The following is a 21,605-nucleotide window of genomic DNA, read 5'->3' as shown; positions in this document are numbered from 1 at the left end:
CTTTTACGTTGAGATCAATAATTTTGCATGCTTAAAAACACAAGCTCTTGCTTTTAAGTGATCTGAGGTAAATGCTTATTAATTTATTGTCAAAAATGGTATTTCATTTGAAAATTTTAATAAATTGTAGTTAGAAAACACCTTAATCATATCCTTTTTAATGCTGAAAAAGACTATACATTTCGTGTTGTAGATTTTTTATTTTGCATGAAAGGCTGTTAATATTGGGAAATTTATGCTTTCAGGAGTACGAATGCCAACTTAAGCTTGTGAAAGCATAAAAAAACAACAAGATGATTTATAAGTTTTTCTTTAAGGTGATCAACGACGAAGCTGAGAATATGGATGATGATTTTGAAAGTAGTTATCTTCATCTTATTAACCGGTACTTACTTTTATTGTTTTTCATATTCCTGTTTTACTCCATCTTTATTATTACTTTTTTCGGGGATATGCTGATCTCCATAGTTCTTACCGTTATTACATTTTTCTGGTTGTTTCTGATGGCTATAAAAGGAAAGACCAAACGGTTTAAAAGAGTTTTGAAAACTTCCATTATCGGGATATTCGTATTGCTTACTTTTATCGTAAACTTCTTTAATATTTATACCTACAAAAATGCAGGGGTGGAATATTTTTATTTCTGTCTTCTGTTTGCAGTTCCGTTCTTTCTGAATTATAAAAAAGATTCTTTTGCTATCTTTTTCATTGCCTTTATGATCAGCATTAATTTTATTGCCTGCCTTTACTTTGATTTTGATTTTCTTCCCAAAAGCAGATTTATAGAAAAAGAGGATTTTAAAACAATAAAATTGCTGAATATTTTATTTTCCGTTGCCTCTTTTCTGATGGATATCGTTTTTATTACCCAGAAAGACGCATTGATTCATGGTCTGATTTCCGATAAAAAAGAAAAAGATTCTACCATCAAAGATTTGGTAAAAACGAATGCGGAACTGATGAAACACCAGATGCTCATCAATCATCTTTCAGAAGAAAACATTCAGGAAATATTGAATTTGGCGGAAAGCAATTCGCCCATGTTTTTTGAAAAATTCCAGGTATTTTTCCCTCATTTTATTCCTGATATTTTAAAAATAAATCCTAATCTGATCCATTCTGAGCTCTACTTCTGCGCATTGATGAAGCTGGATTTTGACACAAAAAGAATAGCACAGTGTACCAATAACAGTATTCGGGCTGTGGAAAGTAAAAAATACAGAATCCGGAAAAAATTAAATATTTCCTCAGAGATTAATATCAATAGCTTTCTTATAAAAATTTAAACAAAATTCTGATTTTTGTTACTCATACGTAGTGTTGAGTAGCTTTTGATGGTATTTTTTGAGTTTCTTGTCGATATTTTTACTTAAAAACATTGTGATGAATATTAAAGACATTCATATTGGAAACCTGATCAGGTCTAAAGTAGAAGAATATCAGATTTCAATAGAAAGAATTTCCCGGTTTTTAAACAGAACGGAAGAGGAAGTAGAGATGATGTTTCATGCCAAAAGTATGGATACTGATGTTCTTTTGAAATGGTGTAAGCTTTTAAAATTCGATTTTTTTAGGTTTTATACAGGCCATCTGATTTTGTATGCTCCGCAGTCCAGAATTGATAATGAATTCACTCAAAAGAATGATACTCTGGTTTTCAGAAAGAGTATCTACACACAGGAGGTTAAAGATTTTATTCTTGATAAAATAAAAACGGGTAAAATGACAGCCAATGATGCTGTTAAAAGGTATAGAATACCCAAGACCACTTTATATAAATGGATGAAAAAAATATAATATGATTCCTGATTACAAGCAGATTTATACCGATATTCTTGAAGAAAAGTTTCCTGAGAAATTACTGGATGCGGCCATAAGGCTTAAGCTGGAAACATTGCATTCAGCTTTTGATATTCTGAAATTTAATCAATTGATTTTTGGAGACGCTAACTATACAGTTGGATGTAATAATCAGAGACTCCGTTCTTATGATGAAGAATCTATTTTGAAAATTCTCAGTTACCAAAAAAGAAATGGACTGACTAATCTTCAGGTGAGCCATCATTTTAAGATAAGCCGAAATACTATTGCCAAATGGAAAACCATTTTTAAATCATAAAAAGTGTTGTATTCTGTTTAATCTAATTGTTTTATTTTTTTCTATTACATAAGAAAGAATTGATTTTATGCTGTTTTGATTTTGTTTTTGAATTTATGGTTGAGTTTTTTTTAATAACTCAACTTTTTTATTTGTGTTGAATGTGATGATAAGTCATTGGTGTTTTGTGAGTTTTACTACGCGTGAGTAGTATTGCGTAGCGTGAATTAATTTGTAATCGTCTGTGGTTGATAATTTTGTGGAAGTTAAATGTTCAGGTTAAAATTTAATTATCAAACAATTATAACTTATACAATGATGGAAACAAAATTTACAATGCCTTCAATCAAAGTCTTGTTCATCGCAATGCTCTTTGTTTTTGGAAAATCTTTTTCTCAGACCAACAATGGTGCAGTAGGGATTAATACTACAACCCCGAACGCTAATTCCGTTTTGGATGTTGTTTCAGGAAATAATAACAAAGGAGTCCTTATTCCTCGTTTAACTGAAGCACAGCGAAATGCAATTGTAATCAATCAATCCAATGATGATGGTTTGACGATTTACAACACCACAGAAGACTGTTTCAATTACTGGAGTCTTGCGGATAACGAATGGAAAAGTGTCTGCGGACAGATGGGGAAAGCTGTCTTTACCATAGACTGTTCCACATCCAAAGCCATGGGTAGCTATGTAAAAGGAAAAGAGCTTACCAACTCAAATTATCTGAGCATTGCAGTGAATGTAACAAAACCGGGTAATTATACCATTTCCGGAACTACCACAAACGGATACAATTTTTATGGAACCGGAGTATTTCTAAATGCCGGAACACAAACCATACAGATTCCGGGGCAGGGTGTTCCTCAGAATATTCAGACAGATAATGTGTCGCTGGAAGCCAATGGAACAACTGTTACCTGTACTCCTGCCATTTCTATTGCTGTGTTAAGTCCTGCAGGAACGTATACAATGAGCTGTGGTAGTGCCACCGTAAACGGTATTTATAAAGTAGGAACGGCTCTTACCGCTTCCAATACCATTACTTTACCAGTGAATGTTTCCACATTGGGAAGCTACACTGTTACAACCAACACGGTTGACGGAATTTCTTTCAGCGGGTCAGGAACCTTTACGGCTACAGGAAATCAGAATATAACATTAGGAGGAACGGGAACACCTTCTTCTACGACAGTAAAAACAATAACAATTACTTCAGACAGCCAGGGAGGTGTATCTACAACATGTTCTGTCAATGTGATTGTGGTGGTTCCAAAGAAAAAACTTTTAACAATCGGAACGGCACCAAATGGTTGTGGATATAATGTTTCAGGAACTTCTCCATCAGGAATGGTAACTAAAGCGGCCGCTAATTTTGGAACACTGGCCAACAGCATCGTAAAATACGAAGGATGGGATCAGATCATAGATGGTACAGACAGCCCGAGTGCTGCACAGTTAACGACCTGGACCACCGGATCTAATCCTGTAGATATAATCGTCATAGGATATGCGTGGGGTATGAATGCTGCGGAAGCACAGGTTTTAAAAAATTATCTGGCAAAAGGTGGTGTAATCGTAGCTTATTCTGAAAGTAATGCCGGAATGCAGAATCTTTTCAGAAATGTTTTTGACGGATCAGTAAATACAGGAAGTGTAAACAGTGCAGGAGCTATTTATAAACTGCCAATGACCAATGATGAAATACTGAACGGTCCTTTCGGAGATATCAGAGGATTGCAATGGGGAGAAGATGCTTCTTCTACAACGTATGCAACCGGCTTGCCATCAAGTGAAATTACAGTCTATTCAGGAGATACAAATATTTCTACAGCTTCTCCATCGGGAACTGTTGGGCGTGTAACTGCGTTTAAGCATAATACATTAAACTTCATCTGGGTAGGAGATGGAGGATTTAACTCCCAATGTGGAACAGTTACTTCTCCCAATACTTCTGATACGATATGTCCATTCTATGCAGATACGAACTATAAGCCTATCGCTAAGCCTAATTATGGAAATGGAGCAGCTGCCTACGAAATGAATGTATATAACTCAATATTCTATGCGAATGCTCTTGCCTGGGCAATTAAAAAGGCAGAGTTCAACGGAATAAACACAAAATGATCAAGTTTTTTAAAGATGACTCCGGCACGATTATTCGTGCCGGAGTTTTTTTATTTTATATACTTTTTAATCTCTTCTGTCAGACTTATTATAAATTCTACAGGAATATCTTCTTCCATATCAATAAGAAGGATTTTAAACTTCTTTCTGCCGTCCTGGATCAGTTCGGGATAATCAAGTCTGTCACCATGATAAAAGCTCAGGTAATACTTTTTATATTTTTTGCTGTAATAGAAATAGCACAGCATTTTCTTTTTGTATTTGATAAACGGAAGACCGAAACTGAATGTTTCTGTAATATTTTCCGGATCTGAAGCTAAGATCGTATCACGCAAAAATAAAAGAGTACTTCTTTCAGGCTCTTCGATTCTGTAGAAATACTCTTGTATAGGGTTCATTTTAATTCAATTAAAAGATTAGTCGAAGTTCTGAAGTTCGACAAGTTTGTGATACATTCCTCTTTTTGCAATCAGATCGTGGTGAGTTCCCTGTTCCACAATATCACCTTTTTCCATTACTACAATCCAGTCTGCTTTCTGAATGGTAGAAAGACGGTGAGCAATAACTAAAGAAGTTCTGTTTTCCATCATTTTCTCCAGAGCATCCTGTACGAATCTTTCGGATTCCGTATCCAGTGCGGAGGTGGCTTCATCCAGAATCATGATAGGTGGGTTTTTCAATACAGCTCTGGCAATAGAAACCCTTTGTTTCTGACCTCCGGAAAGTTTACCTCCGTCATCTCCGATATTGGAATCATATCCTTCTGGAAGGGTGGTGATAAATGCGTCTGCATTGGCAATTTTAGCGGCTGCAATCACTTCTTCTCTGGTGGCATCAGGTTTACCCATCAGAATATTATTGTAAACGGAATCGTTGAATAATACAGATTCCTGGGTTACCATTCCCAATAGCTTACGGTATTCCTGTAATTTTAAATGTTTGATATCTGTTCCGTCAATCAGAATTTCTCCTTCCGAAACATCATAGAATCTTGCTAATAGATTAGCAATCGTTGTTTTACCACTTCCACTTTGCCCAACAAGAGCAACCGTTTTCCCTTTTGGAATAGAAAGTGAGAAGTTTTTAAGAATCGTATGATCTTTATCGTAATAAAAACCAATATTATTAAATTCGATTGAACTATTTAATGTTGAGATAGAAACAGGATTAGGTACTTCGTCAATTTTCACATCAGCATCAAGAATCGCCAAAACTCTTTCAAGAGAAGCTTCACCCTTCTGTACATTCGAAATAGATTGAGATAAACTTTTCACAGGAGGTAAAATCTGGAAGAAAATACCCAGGAAAACTAAGAAATCAGCAGGTGAAATACTTTGTTCTACAATGATTTGCTTTCCACCGTACCAGGCAATAATCAAGAATGTTACCGATCCTAAAAATTCGCTCATAGGCGAGGCCAGTTCCTTTTTTCTTCCTAAATTTATTGAACTGTTGATCCATTTCTGCATAGACTGCATAAAACGGTTGTCCATTATTTTTTCTGCGCTGAAAATTTTAATCACCTTTGTAGACTTCAATGTTTCATCTACAATCGAGAAAATATTTCCCATTTCATTTTGAGCCTGGTGAGAATCTTTTTTCAGGCTTTTTCCTATTAAAGCAATCATTGTTCCCATTACAGGCAATACTAAAAGAGAAAAAAGCGTCATTTCTGTACTTAAAAAGAAAAGCGTCACCAATGTACTGATCAGCATGAAAGGGGCGTTGATTAATTCAACTAAACTTCCTAAAATATTACCTTCAACTTCACCCACGTCATTGGACATACGGGACATCAGATCTCCCTTTCTGCTTTCTGTAAAAAAGGAAACAGGTAAAGCAAGAATCTTTCTGTACATCGCTCCACGAAGGTCTTTGGTAACCCCTACACGGTAATTGATCAATAAAAATGAACCTAAATATCTGAAAAGGTTTCTCAGCAAAAACATAAAAGCTGTGATCACACAAAGCCACGCCAAAACGTTAAGTGCTCCATATTGGGTTACTAAACTCTGAACATAATAATTGGCATATTCTTTTGCATAGGAGAAGAAATCTAAAATTTCTCCCGAATACACAGGGGGATGGCTGTATTTTTTAGCCTCAATGGTTCCGAAAAGCATTCCCAAAACTGGTAGGATTGTCCCTAAGGAAGCAATCTGGAATACAGAATACATAAGATTGAAAAACAAACTTCCGTAGATGTATTTTTGGTGAGGTCTTGCGAACTTTAGTATTTTAATATATTGGTTCATTCAATGAAAAAATTGGATAGCAAAATTACGTAAAATTAAAAGATAAGACGTTCTTAATCCTGTTTTACTTTACTGGATAAGTTTCAAAAAGTGTCTTTTTGTTACAACTCAGCGCTATTAAGCATTATTTTTTTGAATACATAAACCTGAATAGGGCTTAAAAACAGGAGATCGTAAGGTATTGCTCTTTAATAAAAAAACCGCTGAAACAGCAGTTTTTATATTATTTCACTTAAAATTTCACCTGATCATTGTATTTAGGAGCAAAATTTTTAGGACTCAGTTTATCCAGTGTTTTTCCCAAATTATTGATGATCTGTGTCATATTATCAAAATCTACAACGTTGATGTCATCATTTTCATGGTGATAATGAGACGCTTTGGTCATATCAACAGTAGAAAATGAATGGGCAATGATTTTCTTTTTGACAAAGCTTACATTGTCTGAACGGTAGAATAGCTGCTGTTTTGCATAGGGATCTGCATTGATTTTTAACCCGTTTACTGCATTTTGATTGAAAAGCTCATCAAGATCTGAGAATCCATCTCCTGTCATATATAATGCATTTTTTCCCCATTGAGACTCTGTAGCAACCATTTCAAAATTGAAAAGAGCAGTCATTTTATTATAAATGTGATCCAGATTTTTATCGGTGGAAATCGCTCTTGAACCCAGCATTCCTTTTTCTTCTCCATTGAATGCCATGAACACCATAGAAAATTCCGGTTTTTTATTTTTAAAATAATCGGCAATGCCTACCAGAGTTGTGATTCCGCTGGCGTCATCATCTGCTCCGTTATAAATATTGTCTCCGCTTTTATCACTGGTTCCGATATGGTCAAAATGCCCTGAGAAGCCCAGATACTGATCTGACTTTCCTTTTTTGATTCCGCAAACATTGTATACGGTCTTTCCGTTGTAGTCAAAAGGCACCAGATAAGATTTTCCGGTACAATATTCCAGATTATTTTCTTTGAAAAGTTTCGCAATATAATTAGCTGCATTTTCATTTTCCTGAGTTCCGATTTCACGGCCTTTCATTTCATCTGAAGCGAGAGTGGAAAGAACTGTTTTTACTCTTTCCTTGGAAACTTCCTGTCCAAAAGTAAATATGGAGAATAGTGATAAAGTAAGATACGTTAGCTTTTTCATTGTCTTTTGTTAAAATTATATGATCTGTCGTGTTTTTAATCAAAAAGTTGCAATGAATTTACATAATTTAAATTAAGAATGGATGACAAATAAAAAACAGCTCCTAAAAAGAAGCTGTTCTCACTCAAAAAATCGTTGTAAGGCTATCGAAGTCTGTCTACAGATTTTACGAGCCTCTCATCTTTACGGATGTAAATGTTTGCTATAAGCAGACAGATGACCGCAATCAATGGGAAAATCGGCTCAATACCCTTCTCAGGAATCTGAATTCCTCCGGATAAGTTTAGTAACCAGTACGCCAATACACCAATCAACAAAGCGTTTATAATGATGCTGATGGTATTCAGCAAAATTTGTCTTTTTCTGTTTTTGAAACTAAAAATACTTAATGCTCCGATAATAACAAGTACTATACAGCTTATATTAAGTAAAGGAATACTGTCTGAAATGACAACATCCTGTCCTGTTATAAAAAGGAAAACAGCAGCTAAAACTGCTAATAAAGTCCATATTGTTTGTATTCTCTGTAGCATTGAATATTAAATTCTTGGCAAAAATAATATAAATTTTGCACAATTCAAAAATAAGTGTAGATTTGCATTATACAATGTACTTGAAAACAAAAGTCACCGGACTTACTTTTCTTACTCACAATTAATTACATTTTTACATTAAATATGTTTAACATAGAAACGTTAAGGTCAAAATCCGTAACGGAACTGACTAAAATCTTAAAAGATTTGGGCGTTAAAGTTGCAAGAACCAGCAATGAAAATGACAAGATCTTTGCTATTCTTGACTTTCAGGCTTCTAACCCTAAAGTTGCAAAAGATTATTTCAACGCCACAGAAACCGCCAGTGTAAATACTGAAGAGGCTCCAGCAGAAAAACCTGCCAAAGCCCCGGCAAAAAAAGCTGCCCCGAAAAAAACAGCAGCCAAGCCAAAAGCACCAGCAAAAGCTCCGGTAGAAACTAAAACAGAGGAAATAGTAGAAGAAAAGGTAGCTGCTTCTGAAGACATAAAACCGGAAGAACCAAAAGCTGAAACCACTGTAGCAACAGTAACAGAAGAGTCAGCAGCAACAGCTCAGGCAAAAAAGAAAAGAAAAAGAGTTTCTACCAATGCAGGAAATGCAGAAGTATCTCAGGAAAGAACTGAAACTCCAAAAAACACAGAACCTCAAGAGCCTGCTCAGGCTGAAGAAAAGCCTAACAATCCTCAACAACCACAGGCTAACAGACCCCAAAAAGGGCACAACCATCCACAGAACAGTGGAAACCAACATAAAAATCAAAACCAACAACATCAGCATCAGCACCAAAACCAAAATCAGAATCAAAACAGACATTCTGAAAAGGCAGAGGAGCAGCACGACCATAAAAAAGAATTCAATTTCGATGGATTGGTAAGTATTGAAGGTGTTTTGGAAATCTTACCGGATAACTACGGATTTTTACGTTCCTCAGATTTCAGTTATATCTCTTCTCCGGATGATGTGTATGTATCTACAGCACAGATCAGGAATTATGGGTTAAAAACCGGAGATACGGTGAAAGGAATTGTAAGACTTCCAAAAGAAGGTGAGAAATACTTTTCATTGTTAAAACCAACAGAAGTAAACGGACGTGATCTTGCATTTATCAAAGACCGTGTTGCTTTTGAATATCTTACTCCGCTTTTCCCGGAAGAAAAATTCAATTTGGCAGGAAGCAATTCTACCATTTCTACCAGAATTGTAGATTTATTTGCACCTATCGGAAAAGGTCAGAGAGCAATGATCGTTGCACAGCCTAAAACCGGTAAAACGATGTTGCTGAAAGATATTGCTAATTCTATTGCAGCCAACCACCCGGAAGTATACATGATGGTTCTTTTGATTGATGAACGTCCGGAAGAGGTTACTGATATGGAAAGAAGTGTAAATGCAGAAGTAATTGCCTCTACATTTGATGAAGCAGCAGAAAAACACGTGAAAGTAGCCAACCTTGTTCTTGCAAAAGCACAAAGAATGGTAGAATGCGGACATGATGTAGTGATCTTACTGGATTCTATTACAAGATTAGCAAGAGCTTACAACACCGTAACGCCTGCATCTGGTAAAGTACTTTCCGGTGGGGTAGATGCCAATGCTCTTCACAAGCCAAAAAGATTCTTCGGAGCGGCAAGAAAAATTGAAGGTGGAGGATCTCTGACAATCATTGCGACTGCATTAATTGATACAGGATCTAAAATGGATGAAGTTATCTTTGAAGAATTCAAAGGTACAGGTAACATGGAGCTTCAGCTAGACAGAAAAATTGCGAACAGAAGAATTTATCCTGCTATTGACCTTATTTCTTCCAGCACCCGTAGAGATGATCTGCTTCTGGATGAAGTAACTTCTCAGAGAATGTGGATTTTCAGAAAATATCTTTCTGAAATGAATCCTGTAGAAGCTATGGAATTTGTTAATAAGAACATCAAAGGAACTCTGAATAATGAGGAATTCCTGATGTCTATGAATAAATAAATTTAATTTAATATTGTTAAATAGAAAGCACGGATCATTGGGTTCGTGCTTTTTATTAATAGGATAAAAAAATTAAAACTTAATTCATTCTAAATCAATATATCAATGTTAAAGATTTATTAAAGTAATCCACAATCCTTGATAATACCTTAAATATTGGCTAATTTTGAAATATAACATTAAAAATAAAGATTATGTCATTTGAATTACCAAAACTAGGATATGCATACGATGCATTAGAGCCAACGATCGATGCAAGAACTATGGAAATCCACCATACAAAACACCACCAGGCATACATTGACAATTTAAATAAAGCAATTGAAGGAACTGAACTAGCAGGAAAAACGATTGAAGAAATCTGCCAGACAGGAACTGACAAGCCAGCAGTAAGAAATAACGGAGGAGGTCACTTCAACCACTCTCTATTCTGGGAAATTTTAACTCCTGGAGGAAGCAAAGAGCCTGTAGGAAATGTAAAGGCTGCTATCGAAAATTACGGAGGTCTTGATAAATTCAAAACTGATTTTTCTGATGCTGCTAAAACAAGATTCGGTTCAGGATGGGCTTGGTTAGTAAAAAATGCTGACGGTTCTGTATCTGTTTCTTCTACACCCAACCAGGACAACCCATTAATGCCTGTAGCAGACGTTAAAGGAACTCCGGTTTTAGGATTAGACGTTTGGGAGCACGCTTACTATTTAAACTACCAAAACAGAAGACCTGACTATGTTTCTGCATTCTTCGATGTAGTAAACTGGGATAAAGTAGAAGAATTATTCAATAAATAATTTTCAGCTATTATAAAAATGAAAAGGAGACCGTCTCAAAAGGTAGACCAACACTCTGAGAATTTCTTAAATGACAAAATTTGTCACACAAGAGTCTGAGAGAAAGGTGCTTTTAGACAGTCTCCTTTATTCTTTAATCTATGAATAGATTGTCTTTTTTAAATTTTTCGTTAATAACCTTTGGGTCTGCTAGTTGAACACTACTCCCCATATACATTTTAGCTTTTCCGGCAGGGTCGGCATAAAAATCGGTTCTTTCTTTAATGAAATTTGCTTTTGTTGTTTCAATAAAGTTTTTTGGTAAAGTTATAATCAAGTTTTGTTTCTTAATACCAATCAAACTAAATGTAAAATAGGAGTTTAAATCATATACTTCAACAATCAGCCCCGGAAGGCCTTTAAATCGGAATGGACCATCATTCGATGGAATATCAGAAGTAAACCAAGCAATAAACTTTCTGTTGTCTAGCGTACAAATTGCTTTTTGGCAATTAAATTCACCTATTTTCTTTTTCTCATTTTCTATTTTCCATGTTATTGATTCAGTGGAATATCCATAAAATTTGTTGACAATTTTATCAAGTATTTTGATTTTTTTATCTACACTATAAAATACTTCATGATTTACCCTTGCTTGTGGCATGGCGGCAAAGTTTATAGAGTAATTTCCTTTCGCAAAATTGCTTTGTACGATTGAGTCTCTACGTGTTTTGGAGAAGCTTTTATAGATAGATTCTTTGCCATCTGAAAGTAGTACCATCGTTTCGTCAAATTTCCGGTCTTTATCTAAGGAATCACGCATGAATGTATATTTATAATAAAATGCGGTATTTGATTTCACCTCTTGTGCCTGAATGAAACTTGTAATGCTAATAATAAGCAGTAATAATATTTTTTTCATTTTTTACGTAATTATAAACTCAGATAGTTTATTTACTATCTGAGTTATTTTTTATTACTGATGGCAGTTAATTTGTTCAACGGCTTCTGCATCGCTCATTAAACACTCTGTCCCCCATTCGCTACACCATGTTGTGTATGAATTAAGCCCGCAAGATGTTTGAACAAAAACCTGCATACATCCAAATGCTTTTACTTTGTTTTCCTTTTCTCTGATTTCTGTAACCTTGGAATCATTATTTGACACTACTGTGCTTTTAGCATTTACTAATCCTGCAACTCCGAAAGCTGCTAATAAAATAATTTTTTTCATAATGAGTTTTTTTAATTCGTTACTAAAATATAAAATAAACCAAATGATGTGTGAATTATTTTTTTTATGTTAAGTCTCTGTTTTTCAGTAGTTTTTGTGCCATTGGGAAAGGGCTGTATTTTTTACTACGGAAATTCGGAATACTATTAAGAAAGACTTTTTGTTGAGTATTTCAATGGAATTTGAACAGCATTTACATAAAAAAGGTTCAAAATTACTTTGAACCTTTTTTATTGACTATGTTTTAAATTTACCTTATTGCATCACTTCCGGATAATCCGTTCAATCTTAGCTTATACTTCCAGTTTACATAGGCGAAAACCTGGTATAATTTATATTCAAACTTGATTCCGTAATTTTCCTTAGGATCATAATCTATCCCGGATTCAATAATATTTCTGTATCTGCCGGAATAATAATAGCTGTTCCATTCATTGACCAAAAATGTGTTTTTGGTCTTCAGATAAGATTCTGTATACTGGCTGATAGGTTTGGCGACAGCACTCAGGAAATAATCAAATTGGGGATCAATAACGGTAAGTTCCCATTCTCCGTCTTCATTTTTAGAAGGCTTCATTTCATGTTGCTCTTTATCTTTCTTTGGTATTTCCTGAGAAAAACAGCTGAAAGGTACCAATGCAATCATTACTAATAAAATAATATTTTTCATGATATAGGTATTTATATAAAAAAAGCACTCCAATAAGAGTGCCTAATTTTTTTATGGTTCTTTCTGAAGAACTACAAATGCCGGAAAGTGGTCACTGTAGCCTCCTGTAAACTGGTCTCCGTTCCATGATCTGAAAGGATATCCTTTATAATTTCCTTCTTTATTGACAAGATAAGCAGGAGCGAAAATTTCTGCTTTGTACACAGAATATTCTTTAGTTACCTGATCTGAAATTATGTTTTTAGAAACGATAATCTGATCAAATAAGTTGGGAGCATCCTGATAAGCCAAAGAGGCAACTCCTTTCTTATATAAAGGATACATCAGATTAAGATATGGAGTTTCTTCACTTAAATCTTTAGGGTTTGCCTGAGCTTTCAAATGGTTTTTTAAACTTGGGCTTACAGGATCATCATTAAAGTCACCCATAGCAAAAAGCTTTGTTGTTGGATCTGCAGCTCTTACGCTGTCCATCTGTTGTTTTAATAAAGCTGCAGCAGCATTTCTTTTAGGTAGAGAAATTGCTTCACCACCTCTTCTTGAAGGCCAGTGGTTCATAAAAAACGCTACTTTTTCATTATCTAAAAATCCTGTTACTACAAGGATGTCTCTTGTGTATTCTCTTTTTCCGTTGTCACCGTAAATTACCAGTTCTTTTTTTAATGAATTGGTTGGGGTAAACCTTCTTTTCTGATAAATCAATGCCACGTCAATTCCTCTGTAGTCATAAGAGTTGTAATGAATAATTCCGTAGTCATATTTCTTTAAAGCAGGTTCGTTCACAAGGTCCTGAATGACCTGTCTGTTTTCAACCTCAATTAAACCTACCACTGCCGGAGCTGTTTTGGTATATTGTGCTCCCATTTCAGAAATCACCTTAGCTTCGTTAGCCAGTTTTGCCTTATAAATTTTAGTTCCGTAGTTCTTAGCGCTTTTAGGAGTGAATTCTTCAGAACCACTTTGTAGTCTTACTGCTTTTTTCCCTTTTAAAGCTCCATCGCTCCATGGTCCTTCATATTTTTCTGCTTCCAGAAACTGAATAGAATCCATCGGGATACTTCTGTGGAAAGCAGGGTTTTTAATGTCTTTGGTTCCGTCAATATAATCTGCTGAGCGAATAGTGTCCCAAAGGTTTTCTACATTTAAGAAACCTACGGTTGCTACTTTTCTCAGTTTTCCTTGTTGTTGGGAGAATGCCACGATCGAAATAAACAGGGCAAACAGACTCGAAAATCTCTTCATCTCTTTGGAGTTTTATTATACTATTAATTACAAATTTACTTTTTTTTAACTTGCTGCGTTTTAAATATTTGTAAATTTAAAAGCAGTAATTCGAACCTCTCTTTTATAATGATTCTTAAAAGATTGCAATGTTAAGGAAAAATAATGTTAAAAAAGTTCTGAATTGCAAAATTTGATTAAATTTGTGCCCCCAACTTTTAAACTGTTGAAAATTAACAATAAAAGTATTAAAAAATAAATATACTCATGATTAAAAAATTATCATTGATCTCTTTATTTACTTTGCTGCCTGCGTCATATTACTATGCGCAGACCACTGTGTTTGCGTATCTTAAGGATGCAGACGGTAAGCCTGTGGAGCAAGCAAGTGTAGATTTAAAAGGAGCAGGAAATGATGCAAAGGCAGACAAAATCGGTTATTTCCAATTTAAGGATTTGATGCCTGGACATTATCAGATTATGGTTACAAAACCCAATTTTGAAACTAAAATTTTTGAATTTGACGTAACCAGTGATGAGAAAAGAAAAGATCTTGGAGTAATTACTCTTTATTCTGCATTGAATGGTGCAGATCAAGGGTTGGCTATCATAGAAGACTCTGGAGAAAGTGATGGCGGTGGTGCACAGCAAACAGCAACGGTAGGATTATTACAATCTTCTCAGGATGTTTTCAGCAGAATTGCAAGTTTTGATTTAGGCCCCTACTGGTTCCGTCCGAGAGGAATTGATAGCAGAACAGGTGAGAATATGATCAATGGGGTTTCTATGGCCGCTGCAGATAATGGAGATGTAGACTTCAGTACCTGGGGAGGATTGAACGAAATTACCCGTTATCCGGAAATTGCAGCTAACCATGCCCCTTCAGAATATGCTTTCGGAGGAACTACCGGAGTATTTTATAAGAATACAAAAGCCAGCGAGTACAGAAAAGGAAGTCAGTTGACGTACTCTCTAACCAATAGAAATTATACTAACAGATTATCCTACAGATTCTCTTCCGGAATGAATAAGAACGGATGGGCATTTACAGGAATGATCGCAAGGAGATGGGCACAGGAAGGGATTCAGGATGGTACTGCGTATGATGCTTACAGCGGATATATCGGTATTGAGAAGAAATTCAGTGATAGCCATACTATGACTTTGAATGCCATAGGTTCTAAATATGCGAGAAGCTCTTCAAGTCCAAGTACTCAGGAAGTATATGACTTCAGAGGTGTTCATTACAACTCTTACTGGGGATGGCAAAACGGAGATAAAAGAAATGAAAGAGTGAAAAGAGGCTTCCAGCCGATGATTCAATTACAGGATTTCTGGAAAATCAATAAAAACTCTCAGTTGTGGACGTCTGTTTCTTACCAGTTTGGGAAAGAGTACAGTTCAAGATTGGATTGGTACAGAGCTAATAACCCGTCTCCAACTTATTACCGTAATCTTCCAAGCTATTGGTTAAACTATACAAATCCGTCTCCGGAACAGGCGGCTAACATCGGAATCACAAGAGACTGGTGGACGAATGATGACCAAACTCACACGCAGATCAACTGGGATAATCTTTATAACGCGAACAGAAATGTAGAATACAATGCGTTACTTGGAGGAAGAAGAGCTGCTTATTATCTTGTAGATGATGTAAAAGATGATAAAGTATGGAATGTATCTACTCACTATACGTATAACTTCACCGATACTTCCCGTTTTATCTTAAACTTATCTTATCAGAACTACAGATCTGAACAGTACAGAGAAGTGAATGATCTTCTAGGGGCTGATTTTGCATTGAATATGGATCCTTTTGCATCTAATACAACAGCAGGAAATGCTTGGGGTAAATTCAATACAAGAGAAAGCGATACGGATGTTGCCAAAAGAGAAGGTGATAAAATCGGATATAGCTATATCTTCAGAAGACAGGAATTCAAAATAAACCCTGCTTTCAAATTCTCTACAGGAAAATTTGATGTTTTTATTTCCGGATTATTCGGTTATACAACAAACAGCAGAGAAGGATTGTTCCAACACTACCTGTATGAGTCTTCTTACGGAAAAGGAGCAGATCAAAACTTCTGGAATGCAGGGGTTAAAGGTCAGGTTACTTATAAAATCAATGGTAGAAACTTCCTGGTTTATAATGGAGCTTACTTTTCACAATCTCCTTTCTTAAATGATATTTACTTTAATACAAGAGTAAGTGGTGTTACTACTCCGGGGATCAAGAACGTTGTTGTTGATGCTAACGATTTGAGCTACGTAATCTCTACCCCAATTGTTAAACTTAGATTGACGGGTTACCTTGTTAATACACAAAATGAAACAAGCGTACAAAGATATTTTGCACAGGGTGTTAAATTAACGACCTTAACTGAAAGTGGAGAACAGGCTCCAATTCAGGATGGGGCTTTCATTACGCAGGTATTGGCAGGTGCGAATAAGAGAAATATGGGAATTGAGCTTGGTGCACAAGTGAAAGTAACTCCTAGCTTAACTGCCAGTGGGTTATTAAGTTTAGGACAATACACGTATACCAATAACCCTACAGTGTATTTTGCATCTGATGCCGTTGGAACTTTCAGAGAGCTTGACGGAAATGGAAATATCGTATCAAGATCTTATACCAACATGGGTGAGGCTACTCTTAAAAACTACAGACAGGGTGGTACTCCTCAGGAGGCATATACGCTAGGTCTTCGTTACAGCAGCCCTAAAAACTACTGGTGGGTAGGAGCAACTTGGAACTACTTTGGGCATTCGTTCCTGGATCCATCTCCTGTAACCAGAACAGAAAGATTCTACACCAACCCAAATACACCTGGAGTACCTTCTGATAATGTCACTGAAGAGGAGCTGGCAAGAGTTCTTACGCCTACAAAATTACCTTCAGCATTCTTCTTCAATGTGAATGCAGGGAAATCCTGGATGATTGGTAAGTATTATGTAATGGTATCCGGATCTGTCAATAACATCCTTAATAACAGAAACTATATTACAGGAGGATTTGAGCAGACCAGAAATGTTAACTATACTGATTATGCTAATGATTATGACAGCGGAAACATGGTATTCGCTCCTAAATATTGGTACAATCAGGGTAGATCTTATTTTGTTAACCTTCAATTCAGATTCTAAAAAACTAAAATTAAAAATCGAAAACAATGAAAAATATATATTTTAAAGCGGCGATCTTCAGTGCCATTTCAATGCTGTCTTTCTCGTCTTGTGTAAAAACTGATGATTATGATGTGCCGGAAATCAAGTGTACCAACAGATTTGCAGCTGCAAATCACCCACTAACTGATCTTGCTACCATTGCAAAAGCAAAACCGGGTGAAGCTGATATTATTAAAGAAGATTACATCGTAGAAGCTTATGTTTCTTCAAGTGATGAGTCAGGAAATATTTACAAAATGATGTTCCTTCAGGATAAACCTGAAAACCCAACTCAAGGGATTGAGATTGATATCGATGGCGGAAACCAATATCTTGATTATCCTACAGGAGCTTTAGTAAGAATTAACCTGAAAGGATTGATCGTTCAAGGTGTTAACGGAAATATCAAAGTAGGTACTTATGATCCAAACTATCCTATTGGTAGAATTAACCCGAATAAAGTATCCAATTACCTGGCAAGAGTTTGTGATGGGCAAAAGCCTGTAGTAGCTGCAATGAAGCCATTAGAGTTCAATTCTATCTCTGATGCTTTGAAAAACGGTGCTCACATCAACCAGCTTGTAAAAATTAAAAACGTTCAGTTTGAAGAGCCTGAACTGACAAAAACTTTTGCTGACGAATCAGCTACAGGTGACCGTTATATTACGGATAAAAAAGCAGGAAGATTAGACCTTCGTTTCAGCAACTATGCAACGTTTGCGAAATCTCCTATCTCTCCTAAATATGAAAAAAGCGGTGATATCGTTCTTCTTTTGAGCCGTTTTACGAGTTCAAGTAATGCTACAATTTTCACAGATCAGGCTTATATCAGAAATCTTGATGATATTAACTTCCCGAATGCCAGATTTACTCCAGGTGAGCCGGAGCTTCCATCAGCTAATGCTGTCAATCTTTTCCCTAGCTCTGATTTTGAAAACTGGCCATCTTTCCTATCAAGTTTAAACAGCTTTGGGCTTATGTCTTATGCATCTCAGGGTATTGGTTTGGGGTATAACGGGACAAATTCCCTTCAGATTAAAGGGACGCCTGCCAGCAATGACTATGTATTTACAGCGAATGCTGCTTCAGGAATGCCAGCAGCTCCAAAGAGAATTACAATGTATATCAAAGGTACCGCATCAGGAAAATCACTTTCTTTCAATGTATACAGAGCAACACCGTTAGCTCCTAATACATCTGCTTTCTATACATTCAATTTAGCAACATTCTCTACAGGTGCTACTTTAAGTCCTGAAAGTACGAATTCATATAATGGTTCTATCAATACGAACGGACAATGGAGACTGATTGAGCTTACGCTTACAGGTCTTACCGATCTTAATACTACCGCTGGAAAAACTATGTTTGCCCTTAAAACAGGAAAAGACGGTATATATGATCTTCAGATTGATAACATCAAAATTGAGTAATAATTAGAATAGAATATATTTTAATTCATTTAATAAAAACAAAAACCACTGCTGATGCAGTGGTTTTTTATTTTCTTTTATTTAACTGTAATCGTTGGATCCCAGTAAAAGTAACCGTACAGAATCTGTTTGTTACTGTCATTCGGATCTAAAATATAAAGTCCAAACTGTACATAGAAATTCTCTGTTCCTGTAGCTTTTACTTTAGAGTCGATACTCGCAAAAGTGATATCAGCGCTGGCAGCAGGAAGACCATTTTGAGAATTCAAATTCGGTACAGCAGCCTTTTTTCTTTCCACAGAATTGTATATAAAGCTGTTAAAAACCTGATCGCCTGACCAGTACTTAATATTATAGATGATTACGGCATCATCGGAGTTTTGGTATATGGATGTTCCTCTGAAAGAAACAGTATCCCCGGCTCTTGCACTGAAATTCAGATCAGCTGTACCTTGTCCGGAAATAGCGTTGGCATTGGAAACGATCATATGTTGGCTGTTATGATCAATTCCGGTAGGATTATTAGGGTCTGTACTAGGGTTTTTATACGTTCCTCTTACATAATCCGTGTCAATAACGATCAGGACATCAATTTCCTGACTGGATGATTTTAGTTCTATATCTTCCATGATATTTAGTTTTGTTTGGTGTTTTCTTACTCATTGGGCTTTTCAGATTCCGCCCCGTTATTAAAGTGATACGGCTTCACTGATTGGGTTGTAATTACAATACAAATGTACATTGCTGAAAATGAAAATATTAGAGTAAAAATGCTGAAATTTTGGATTAGGTATTTGTACTTAATTAATCTCTTTTGAGTGATTTTTTGAAGTTCCAAAAAAATACCCTGAAAAGTTCAACTTTCCAGGGTACCCATTTTATAATGGTTAAATCTAATTTTCGTTTAAAAAGAAACCTCGTTCACTTCTTTTCCTCTTTGGAAGTTCATTGTTTTCTGGCTGCCTTTGTAGGCAATGTTCACCAGATTGATCTGCTTAGGAAAAGCGCTTAAAAGGATCGTATTTTTAATCTTTAAGGTATTGATATCTGAAACGCCTCCGGTTTCAAAATATACCCATACAGTTTCTCCACTGACCTGACTTCCTGTGAAGGTAATCGTTTTAGGAGACCCATTGACAAATACATCAAAATTATTGTTCACATATTTTTTTACCTCTGCTTCAAATCCTGCCGTGTTAGGGTTGATTTTAATAGCATCAGAGATATGGCTTGTATTCATTTTTGTGGTAAACTTCAATGTCTTGCTTCCATCAATATAGTCAACTTTGGTCATTGAAGAGAAAAAGTCTACATACATAAAACTCATTAACACAAAAAATGTTAAAATTCCTGATATATATAAAAGTTTTTTCATCTTAATTAATAGATTTACAATCATACTTGCTAGTTATAAGTCACAAATAATATGCCAATTAGAAATTTACATTTACAGAATATTTATCATAAAAGGCTTTAATATGTGCTACAGCCTCATCAGCAGTATCTACCACACGATAAAGATCAAGATCATCTTCCGCAATCATTCCTTCTTTTAACAGAGTTGCTTTAAACCAATCCAGTAATCCACCCCAGAATTCACTTCCTACCAAAACAATTGGGAATTTTCCAATTTTGTTGGTCTGAATCAAGGTCATCGCTTCAGTCAGCTCATCCAGTGTTCCGAATCCTCCAGGCATTACTACGAAACCTTGAGAGTATTTTACAAACATTACTTTTCTCACGAAAAAGTAATCAAAGTTCATCGAATAGGATTTGTTGATGTAAGGATTGAAATGCTGTTCAAAAGGAAGATCAATATTAAGGCCTATAGATTTCCCTTTGGCATTAAAAGCACCTTTATTTCCTGCTTCCATAATCCCCGGACCGCCTCCGGTAATAATTCCGAAACCTAGTTTGGTGATCTTTTCAGCGATATCTACTGCCATTTCATAATATTTGTTCTCAGGCTTCAGTCGGGCAGAGCCAAATATAGAAACGCATGGGCCAATTTTAGCCAGTTTTTCATAGCCGTCTACAAATTCAGCCATGACCTTGAAGACCATCCAGCTGTCTTTGGTGATTGTTTCGTCCCAGGTTTTCTGTCTGAAACTGTTATGCAATTTTGTTTCGTTACTATCAAGTTCTGGATTTACTAAACTTTCATCCCTGGTTCCATCAATTTCCATTGCAAAAAATTATTTAAAATGTTTTTCGGCCTCTATTATGGATGATGGTCTTCCGACATCAATAAGAATACTGTCGTGTACAAAACCATGTATATGCTCGGTCTGCATCAGATCCAGATATTCTTCCATAACAGAGAATTTGCCTGTTCTTTTTATTTTTTCGAAGATGGCAGGATTGATACAATGAATTCCGCTGAATGCAAGAGCTCTAAAGCCTTTATTGAATTCTGCTAATCTTTGTTCACCAGTCTGTACATTCAGCCAGCCTCTCAAAACCATATCATCATTGAAAAGGAGTTTTCTCGAACTTTCTCTGTCCGAAACCGCTAAAGTAGCAAAATCTTTTATCTTTTTGTGGTATTCTACCAATGCATTGATGTTCAGATCGGTTAGAATATCAGCGTTCATGATTAAAAAATCTTCTCCGTGATCCAGGAATTTTCTTGCAAATATCAAGCCGCCACCAGTTTCCAGAAGCTCATTGGTTTCATCAGAGATTTCAATCTTGCAACCGAAATTATTGTTTTTATTCAGAAAATCAATAATCTGTTCTCCAAAATGATGAATGTTGATAACAAAATCCTTTATTCCGAAGCTTTTCAGGTAATTAATATTTCTTTCCAGAAGCGGAATTTCATTTACCTTGGCGAGTGCTTTTGGGTGATGATCTGTAAATGGCTTAAGCCTGGTACCTTTTCCTGCTGCAAAAATTAAAGCTTTCATAATTTTATAAGTAATGAGTGATTGGTAATGAGTAATAGAGAAGTATAAGAAGAAAATTAC

The 21,605-nt window shown here is 35.7% G+C and carries 20 protein-coding genes; 8 read left to right on the top strand and 12 right to left on the bottom strand.

Features of this window, described 5'->3' with window-relative positions; genetic code table 11:
• The first annotated feature begins 293 nt into the window (after positions 1 to 293).
• The 4 genes from ACMA47_RS09880 (at position 294) to ACMA47_RS09865 (ending at position 4,225) form a co-directional block, all read left to right on the top strand.
• Entirely contained in the window at positions 294 to 1,286 is a 993-nt protein-coding gene (locus ACMA47_RS09880) for a helix-turn-helix transcriptional regulator (protein ID WP_413929657.1), read from the top strand.
• Positions 1,287 to 1,383: 97 nt separating this feature from the next.
• On the top strand, positions 1,384 to 1,797 hold the full coding sequence (locus tag ACMA47_RS09875) for a transposase (RefSeq protein WP_413929656.1): 414 nt from the start codon (positions 1,384 to 1,386) through the stop codon (positions 1,795 to 1,797).
• Position 1,798: 1 nt separating this feature from the next.
• Positions 1,799 to 2,119, top strand: a complete 321-nt coding sequence (locus ACMA47_RS09870; protein WP_413929655.1) for a helix-turn-helix domain-containing protein — start codon at positions 1,799 to 1,801, stop codon at positions 2,117 to 2,119.
• A gap of 294 nt (positions 2,120 to 2,413) precedes the next feature.
• Positions 2,414 to 4,225: a hypothetical protein gene (locus tag ACMA47_RS09865; protein ID WP_413929654.1), complete on the top strand. Its 1,812-nt coding sequence runs from the start codon at positions 2,414 to 2,416 to the stop codon at positions 4,223 to 4,225.
• Positions 4,226 to 4,275: 50 nt separating this feature from the next.
• Here the strand turns inward: ACMA47_RS09865 and ACMA47_RS09860 are convergent, their stop codons facing one another.
• The 4 genes from ACMA47_RS09860 to ACMA47_RS09845 all read right to left on the bottom strand — a co-directional run bounded on the left by ACMA47_RS09860 (position 4,276) and on the right by ACMA47_RS09845 (position 8,166).
• Positions 4,276 to 4,623 carry a DUF1801 domain-containing protein gene (locus ACMA47_RS09860; protein WP_413929653.1) on the bottom strand — a complete coding sequence of 116 codons (348 nt, stop codon included), beginning with the start codon at positions 4,621 to 4,623 and terminating at the stop codon, positions 4,276 to 4,278.
• A gap of 18 nt (positions 4,624 to 4,641) precedes the next feature.
• A complete protein-coding gene (locus ACMA47_RS09855) occupies positions 4,642 to 6,480 on the bottom strand; it encodes an ABC transporter ATP-binding protein (protein WP_034691567.1) in 1,839 nt (612 codons plus the stop codon).
• A 232-nt stretch (positions 6,481 to 6,712) separates the two neighbouring features.
• Positions 6,713 to 7,633 carry a M28 family peptidase gene (locus tag ACMA47_RS09850; protein ID WP_034691565.1) on the bottom strand — a complete coding sequence of 307 codons (921 nt, stop codon included), beginning with the start codon at positions 7,631 to 7,633 and terminating at the stop codon, positions 6,713 to 6,715.
• A 143-nt stretch (positions 7,634 to 7,776) separates the two neighbouring features.
• Positions 7,777 to 8,166: a DUF4293 family protein gene (locus ACMA47_RS09845; RefSeq protein WP_216443473.1), complete on the bottom strand. Its 390-nt coding sequence runs from the start codon at positions 8,164 to 8,166 to the stop codon at positions 7,777 to 7,779.
• Between the two features lie 144 nt (positions 8,167 to 8,310).
• Here ACMA47_RS09845 and rho point away from each other — a divergent pair, with 144 nt between their 5' ends.
• Together rho and ACMA47_RS09835 are read left to right on the top strand one after the other, a co-directional pair.
• Positions 8,311 to 10,143, top strand: a complete 1,833-nt coding sequence (rho, locus tag ACMA47_RS09840; RefSeq protein WP_413929652.1) for a transcription termination factor Rho — start codon at positions 8,311 to 8,313, stop codon at positions 10,141 to 10,143.
• 194 nt (positions 10,144 to 10,337) lie between these two features.
• Positions 10,338 to 10,934: a superoxide dismutase gene (locus ACMA47_RS09835; RefSeq protein ID WP_034691558.1), complete on the top strand. Its 597-nt coding sequence runs from the start codon at positions 10,338 to 10,340 to the stop codon at positions 10,932 to 10,934.
• Between the two features lie 133 nt (positions 10,935 to 11,067).
• On the opposite strand, the gene ACMA47_RS09830 is transcribed toward ACMA47_RS09835, so the two are convergent.
• From ACMA47_RS09830 to ACMA47_RS09815, 4 genes are all read right to left on the bottom strand, one after another.
• Positions 11,068 to 11,835, bottom strand: coding sequence for a GLPGLI family protein (locus ACMA47_RS09830; RefSeq protein WP_413929651.1), 768 nt, complete (start codon positions 11,833 to 11,835; stop codon positions 11,068 to 11,070).
• Between the two features lie 54 nt (positions 11,836 to 11,889).
• On the bottom strand, positions 11,890 to 12,147 hold the full coding sequence (locus tag ACMA47_RS09825; RefSeq protein WP_413929650.1) for a hypothetical protein: 258 nt from the start codon (positions 12,145 to 12,147) through the stop codon (positions 11,890 to 11,892).
• Between the two features lie 250 nt (positions 12,148 to 12,397).
• Positions 12,398 to 12,817 carry a DUF6146 family protein gene (locus tag ACMA47_RS09820; RefSeq protein WP_413929649.1) on the bottom strand — a complete coding sequence of 140 codons (420 nt, stop codon included), beginning with the start codon at positions 12,815 to 12,817 and terminating at the stop codon, positions 12,398 to 12,400.
• A 51-nt stretch (positions 12,818 to 12,868) separates the two neighbouring features.
• Complete coding sequence (locus tag ACMA47_RS09815; protein ID WP_413929648.1) at positions 12,869 to 14,059, bottom strand: endonuclease; 1,191 nt, start codon at positions 14,057 to 14,059, stop codon at positions 12,869 to 12,871.
• Positions 14,060 to 14,305: 246 nt separating this feature from the next.
• Between ACMA47_RS09815 and ACMA47_RS09810 the strand changes: the two genes are divergently transcribed.
• Together ACMA47_RS09810 and ACMA47_RS09805 are read left to right on the top strand one after the other, a co-directional pair.
• Positions 14,306 to 17,185 (top strand): carboxypeptidase regulatory-like domain-containing protein, encoded by a 2,880-nt coding sequence (locus ACMA47_RS09810; RefSeq protein ID WP_413929647.1) that lies wholly within the window; start codon positions 14,306 to 14,308, stop codon positions 17,183 to 17,185.
• Positions 17,186 to 17,211: 26 nt separating this feature from the next.
• Positions 17,212 to 18,636, top strand: a complete 1,425-nt coding sequence (locus tag ACMA47_RS09805; RefSeq protein ID WP_413929646.1) for a DUF5689 domain-containing protein — start codon at positions 17,212 to 17,214, stop codon at positions 18,634 to 18,636.
• Between the two features lie 77 nt (positions 18,637 to 18,713).
• On the opposite strand, the gene ACMA47_RS09800 is transcribed toward ACMA47_RS09805, so the two are convergent.
• The 4 genes from ACMA47_RS09800 to ACMA47_RS09785 form a co-directional block, all read right to left on the bottom strand.
• Positions 18,714 to 19,265 carry an inclusion body family protein gene (locus ACMA47_RS09800; RefSeq protein ID WP_034691547.1) on the bottom strand — a complete coding sequence of 184 codons (552 nt, stop codon included), beginning with the start codon at positions 19,263 to 19,265 and terminating at the stop codon, positions 18,714 to 18,716.
• Positions 19,266 to 19,540: 275 nt separating this feature from the next.
• Positions 19,541 to 20,011 carry a DUF6702 family protein gene (locus ACMA47_RS09795; protein WP_226798727.1) on the bottom strand — a complete coding sequence of 157 codons (471 nt, stop codon included), beginning with the start codon at positions 20,009 to 20,011 and terminating at the stop codon, positions 19,541 to 19,543.
• A gap of 58 nt (positions 20,012 to 20,069) precedes the next feature.
• Positions 20,070 to 20,822, bottom strand: a complete 753-nt coding sequence (locus tag ACMA47_RS09790; protein ID WP_114819820.1) for a TIGR00730 family Rossman fold protein — start codon at positions 20,820 to 20,822, stop codon at positions 20,070 to 20,072.
• A gap of 9 nt (positions 20,823 to 20,831) precedes the next feature.
• A complete protein-coding gene (locus tag ACMA47_RS09785) occupies positions 20,832 to 21,545 on the bottom strand; it encodes a nucleotidyltransferase family protein (RefSeq protein ID WP_413929645.1) in 714 nt (237 codons plus the stop codon).
• Between the last annotated feature and the right edge of the window lie 60 nt (positions 21,546 to 21,605).

This window comes from Chryseobacterium sp. T20, from assembly GCF_047345655.1.
GTDB lineage: Bacteria > Bacteroidota > Bacteroidia > Flavobacteriales > Weeksellaceae > Chryseobacterium.
Note: the sequence above shows the minus strand (reverse complement) of the source record. Positions and strands in the feature narration are given on the sequence as shown.